Here is a 6,207-nt window from a genome sequence, read left to right as displayed (position 1 = left end):
TCCCCAATTCCCAGTCCCCAATCCCCAGTCCCCAATCCCCAATCCCCTGCCTCCCCACTCTCTGTGTTTCTTAGGAGTTATAATCTCTTCTGCCTTCTGACTTGATTGACAAATTTATATAATTTAATAATTTTATGTCCAAAAAATGTTGAAATAAACTTGACTTTTTTAAATGTACAATTTAAACTTTTTTTGTGTTAAAATTAACTCTAAAAGTATTACTATTTAAATAAGTATATTTATGCCAGCTTTATATTTTGGCTGGGAAACACTTTTTATTTAAAGAATAAATAAAGAATCAGTTTTGCTATATAGTTATTTATATGGATTCTTATATCCTAGATATTGAAATTAATTTTAGGTGACTCAACGGTAATAGTGGACTAGCTTTCTTAAATTTATTGAACATAGTAGACAAGTAGGCAAAATAAACATAATTACAAAGTTATTAAGCTCATCATGGGGTAACATACCTCTACATTTACCCAACATCCCTAATTTGTATCCGAGACATCTAAATTTCCAGTTAACTTTCTAATTATGTTGACTACTACCTATCTACTTAGTATGTCATCCAGCACGACGTAAATTCAATAAATATATTTCTGCAATTCAAGACAACAGGGAACTCTTAACAGGAACGTTTGAAGGGGGTTCAATCCCCCATGAACGCCAACCGTCAATAGGTGGGGATATTAAACGCTGTGATTGGCAGAGGAAACAGCCAACAAATCTCAATTAAACTCAAAAATTGACTGTTGCCCGTTGTCTATTAAGAGTTCCCTCTCCCGTTGGCGCAGCCTCTTGTAGAGAAGGGAGATAAACAGGCTACTAGAAAGTTAAACAGCACAAAACATCGGTCATTTGGCTTTTAACTGAATATCTCAAATCTAGCAGAATTACCAAAGTGTCATATCTTGCACCATTCTCAATCAGAATAGGCGATGCACAGCCCACAACGTAAAACTCATAATCTTAGCTACCTGCTAGCAATGCCCACCCTACAAAAATTGTCATCAAGCAACGGGTGCAAGATGTGTAAATATCTATAACTTTGGGCTAGAAAGCACGATTCACATCGCCGTCTTTGACATTGATAGCCTTTGATATCAACTCAGCGATTTACTTGACATAAATCCCAAGACATTATGACAAGCACAATAGTTCCAACTCTTCTTCATAACTATCCTGTAACCCCACAACAGCAAGAAAATCGCGCCTCACGCTACACTCTCCAATGGCGGCGGGGTCAACTGTTGGTAAAGGCTTCTACAAAATTGCCACAGCCATATTTACCTTCTCTAGATAATCAGCAATTGTTAGTAGAATGCTTAAAACATTCACCAGTCAATTTGGTGAGTATAGATGCCAAACTGGGTAAAACTGTGTTACAGTTCTGGGCTGAGGGCTGTGAACAAGCTAATAAACCTATATTCCTCCGCATACCTTCTGGTTCTAAATTTTTCCAACGAACTAGCCAAAATGGAATGTGGTTGCAATTGATAAACAGGGTGATTGCCGGCGGATTATTGCTGTTGTTAAGTCCAATCATGGCAGTATTGATAATACTGATGCAAGTTTATTCACCCAAGTCAATCTTTACTCGTGAATGGCGTGTAGGACAAAGGGGTAAACTGTTTCGCACGATTAAGTTTTGTACTACTCATCAGCAAAATACCACCGTTTTGGGGCGTTGGTTGAGTAAATCAGGTTTAGATCATCTGCCACAATTATGGAATGTGCTACGAGGTGAAATGAGTTTGATAGGAACTCGTTGTTGGACTTTAGAAGCAGCCATAAGTTTGAGTTTAGAAAGACAACATCAACTCAAGCAACTACCAGTAATTAACAATTCATGGGAAGTGAAGGCAGAAGCCCAGGTGTTACATTTGGACGGACAAACCTGTAGTTTAAAAGAGGGTGTAAGGGTGTAAGGGAAAGACTCTTTCATGTTTGGTTATCGGTTTTGCTCGTGATTAACTGTGATGTAACTGTGTTGAGTACAAAGTGGTGCCAATAAAACTACCATTCAGCAGTGCTGAGTTGAAGTATTCACTCAGCACTACATCTGTAAATAGAGTATGATTTTTCTGTAAAATTTTACTACTTTACAACATCTTTAAATCAGTGAGTTTTTTTGAGGATTATGACAGTAATTGATAAATTTATCTGTTGGCTGATAATAAAGCCGAATTAGTTACTTAGCGTATATCGCTGATAAATAACCAAGTCTGATTAGAAAATAATCATGCGTTTTCAACCAAATCAACTCATCCGTAATCTATTAAAAGCTACTAGCTTCTGGAAAGATAACTATTTAATTTTGCAAGAATTCAAAAAATTCCGCAAAATAGCAATCTTAGCTTTGGTGTTCTCAGTGCTAGCGGCTACTTTTGAAGGTGTAAGCATTGGATTTTTACTTTCATTTTTGCAAAGTTTAACCAGCCCAGATGCTCAACCAGTCAAAACAGGTATAGAATGGTTTGACATTTTAATTTTAGGGGCGAAAGAACCAGCGATTAATCGGTTGTATCGGATATCTGTACTGATTTTATTCAGTGCTTGGTTACGAGCAACCTTTAATTATTTTAGCCAAGTTTATATAGAATTAGCTCAATTATATCTTGGCGATCGCCTGCGAAAAAGTATTTTTGAACAACTGCAATCTTTCCAACTGAGTTACTTTAGTAAAATTTCCTCTGGGGAACTATTTAACACGATTACTACAGAAATTGAAAGAATTAAGCAGGTTTTCAGTGGTGCAGCCTTTTTATTGACTAGAGGCTTGGCAGTTCTGGTTTATGTAATTTCCATGTTTGTGATTTCATGGCAGCTAACATTAGTATCTACCATGTTATTTTCATTGTTAGCGGTAGGCTTATCTAATTTGAATGCCAGAGTGCGCGAAACCAGTTTCGGAATGTCGGTGGCTAATGGAAATTTTACATCAGCAGCCGTAGAATTTATTAATGGGATGCGGACAGTTCACGCCTTTGGAACTCAAAATTTTGAACGCGATCGCTACTACAAAGCTAGTCAAGAAGTCGTCAGTTCTACTACCAAAGTCATCATCACCTGGACATTGGTAAAACCAATTGCAGAAGCTATCGCTACCACTGTCTTAGTCGGGATGATTGTATTAGCATTCACTAACTTTGTCTCTGATGGTCAGTTACAAATTTCTTCTCTATTAACCTTTTTCTTTGTACTCTTCCGACTTGTGCCATTTATTCAAGATATTAATGGCACTAGAGCATTTTTAAGCAGCTTGCAAGGTTCGGCAGACAATATTAAAAACCTGCTGAGAACGGATGATAAGCCTTATTTCCAAAATGGTAAAATCAAATTTACCGGCTTAAAAAGGTCAATTGATTTAGTATCTGTAGATTTTGGTTACAGTCCTGATCACTTAATTTTGCGTGACATTACCTTGAGCATTGAGAAAGGTAAAACTACAGCTTTAGTTGGTGCGTCTGGTGCTGGTAAAACCACACTAGCTGATTTAATTCCTCGCTTTCATGATGCTACTCAAGGCGATGTTTATTTAGATGATATCGACATTAGGAAGTTTGAGATTAATTCCTTACGTCGCAAAATCGCTGTCGTTAGTCAAGACACGTTTATTTTTAACACTTCTGTTTGGGAAAATATCGCCTACGGTACACCAGAAGCGACTCCAGAACAAATTAAAGAAGCGGCAAAACTAGCTAACGCCTTGGAATTTATTTTAGAAATGCCTGAAGGCTTTGACACCAAACTAGGAGATAGGGGTGTACGCTTATCTGGAGGACAAAGACAAAGATTAGCAATAGCTCGTGCTTTATTACGTAACCCAGATATTTTGATTTTGGATGAAGCAACTAGCGCGTTAGATTCTGTATCAGAGCGATTAATTCAAGACTCATTAGAAAAGCTATCAGCAGGGAAAACAGTAATTGCGATCGCTCACCGTCTTTCTACTATTGCTAAAGCCGATAAAGTCGTAGTTCTTGACCAAGGACGCATCGTAGAACAAGGCGGTTATCAAGAATTACTAGAGCAAAAAGGTAAGCTGTGGAAATATCACCAAATGCAATATGAAATGGGACAAGCTGGATAGAAATATTTCGGGAGAATTTCTTTAATCTTTGATGAAGAAAACCAACAAACTGCTGTATTCAGCAACAAGCTAAGTAAATAATTCTATCACTTACTCAGGAAAAACCAATGGTAAATATTGGCTATCATACTGCGCGATTTCAAGGAAAAATAAATCGTTCTCTATATAAGTCTCTGCTACCTCAAATAGTTAAACGTTCCATTCCCCACCCTGGTAATGTGACGATTAATGTCTATGCTTTATCTTGTGAACGTGACTTACCAGAACAAGTAGCTAGTATTCGCTCATTTATTCGGAATATCGGCATTCCCCAGACATTTACTGTGATTTCGGATGGTAGCTACACTGATGCTAGTTGTCAGTTACTGCGTTCTATTCATCCCTGCGTTGAGGTAGTACCTTTAAACAAGTTGATCAGAACCGACTTGCCGCAATGCGTTTCTGATTATGCCCAACAGCATCCGATGGGGAAAAAGTTATCAGCATTGATGTCAATTCCCGTTGATGGTGCAACTATTTACACTGACTCAGATATTTTGTTTTTTCCTGGTGGAAGTGATTTAGTTGATTTAGCTAATTCAGATAGTAAATCCTCTTATTATCTGCCTGATTGCTCAGTGTCTTTAGATGCACGCATCATTTATGAGCCAGAAGAAAAATTAAATCCTGTCAATGGTGGATTTATTTTATTTAAGCATGAGTTTGATTGGAATTTGGCAATTGAACGTTTAGCAAACCTGTCCGGACTGCCGATCTACTTTACTGAACAAACAATTGTACATTTAACAATGCACCATAATCATGGTGTACCACTATGTACAAAAAAATATGTTTTGGATGTTACAGACCAATTTATTTATCCTGATAAATTTGCCAGTAAAGAAATTGCTTTACGGCATTATGTAAGTGATGTCAGACACAAGTTTTGGTTTAATTTTGGTTTTTAAGGATGATTGCGAACATAATTGATTCCCCAATGATTTATCACTGTTCTCAAACAGATATTAGAGGCGGTGGCGGTATTGAAACTTACGTGGCTTCTTTAGTATCGGCTCAACTTCCAGGGGTAAGCGATCGCACTATTACGTCTTTAAAAACAGTAGATCAAAAGCAGTTCAAGTTACTGCATATTCACGACCCGGATATGTTAGTTGATTGGCGGCAAGAATGTCCAGCAATTTTGACTTTGCATAATCACTCTATTTACTGTCCCAGTGGTACACAATATCTAGCAGATAGGGGTAGAGTGTGCGATCGCGCCATGCACCCTTTAGGATGTGCTTGGGGTCATCTAGTCGATGGCTGTGGTAGTCGCAGACCACAAAATATTCTCCAAGACTGGCGAAACACATCTCAGGTGCTAGAAGCCCTCAAAAAATTACCTATTCCGGTAATTGCTAATAGTGATTATGTCCGTCAGCAAGTCATTAGTAGTGGTATACCACCGGAACGGGTAATAACATTGCGCTGTGGTGTCCAACCACCCAAAACTGAGACTGCACCTTTGAGTCAAGACATCCATCAACAGCAGCGCATTTTATTTGTCGGTCGGATTGTTCCGTACAAAGGCATTGAATGGCTAATTAAAGCCTTAGTGAAAACTCACCCAAGTATCCATTTAGATATTGCTGGTGATGGTTGGGGTAAGCCGAGTATGGAACGTTTAGCAGCGAAAATGGGGTTAAGCGATCGCATTACTTGGCATGGTTGGTGTAGTGGCGAAAAATTAGCCGCACTGTATCAACAATGTTTGGCTGTGGTTTTTCCCAGTTTGTGGCCGGAACCGGCTGGTTTAGTCACACTGGAAGCCTATAGCCATTATCGACCCGTAATAGCCAGTGCAGTCGGAGGAATTCCAGAACATCTGCGAGATGGTGAAACAGGTATTTTAGTTCCACTCAATGATGTGCAGAAGTTAGCCAATGCCATCAATGAACTAGCATCAAATTATCTCAAATGTCGGCTTATGGGTCAACAAGGTCAGGCTTGGTTCCAGGAAGAATTTACACTTGATGTGCATGTGCAACGACTAGAAAAAATTTATGCCAGAACTATTGCTGAATTTCAACCTTAAATCCTGAATCTGAACCAATTTCGCCAGCCTAATC

General features: G+C 38.5%; 4 protein-coding genes. All 4 read left to right on the top strand.

Going from position 1 to position 6,207, the window contains the following annotated elements:
* Positions 1–1,148 precede the first annotated feature (1,148 nt).
* The 4 genes from hepC to AACS98_RS07245 all read left to right on the top strand — a co-directional run bounded on the left by hepC (position 1,149) and on the right by AACS98_RS07245 (position 6,173).
* Positions 1,149–1,934, top strand: coding sequence for a heterocyst development glycosyltransferase HepC (gene hepC / locus AACS98_RS07260; RefSeq protein WP_066377754.1), 786 nt, complete (start codon positions 1,149–1,151; stop codon positions 1,932–1,934).
* Positions 1,935–2,248: 314 nt separating this feature from the next.
* Positions 2,249–4,099, top strand: a complete 1,851-nt coding sequence (gene hepA / locus AACS98_RS07255) for a heterocyst formation ABC transporter subunit HepA (RefSeq protein ID WP_066377750.1) — start codon at positions 2,249–2,251, stop codon at positions 4,097–4,099.
* A 107-nt stretch (positions 4,100–4,206) separates the two neighbouring features.
* Positions 4,207–5,046 (top strand): hypothetical protein, encoded by an 840-nt coding sequence (locus AACS98_RS07250; protein ID WP_066377748.1) that lies wholly within the window; start codon positions 4,207–4,209, stop codon positions 5,044–5,046.
* Positions 5,047–5,048: 2 nt separating this feature from the next.
* A complete protein-coding gene (locus AACS98_RS07245; RefSeq protein WP_066377746.1) occupies positions 5,049–6,173 on the top strand; it encodes a glycosyltransferase family 4 protein in 1,125 nt (374 codons plus the stop codon).
* Positions 6,174–6,207: the final 34 nt, after the last annotated feature.

The organism is Anabaena sp. CA = ATCC 33047, from assembly GCF_963870205.1.
In the GTDB taxonomy this organism is placed as follows: Bacteria; Cyanobacteriota; Cyanobacteriia; order Cyanobacteriales; family Nostocaceae; genus Trichormus.
Note: the sequence above shows the minus strand (reverse complement) of the source record. Positions and strands in the feature narration are given on the sequence as shown.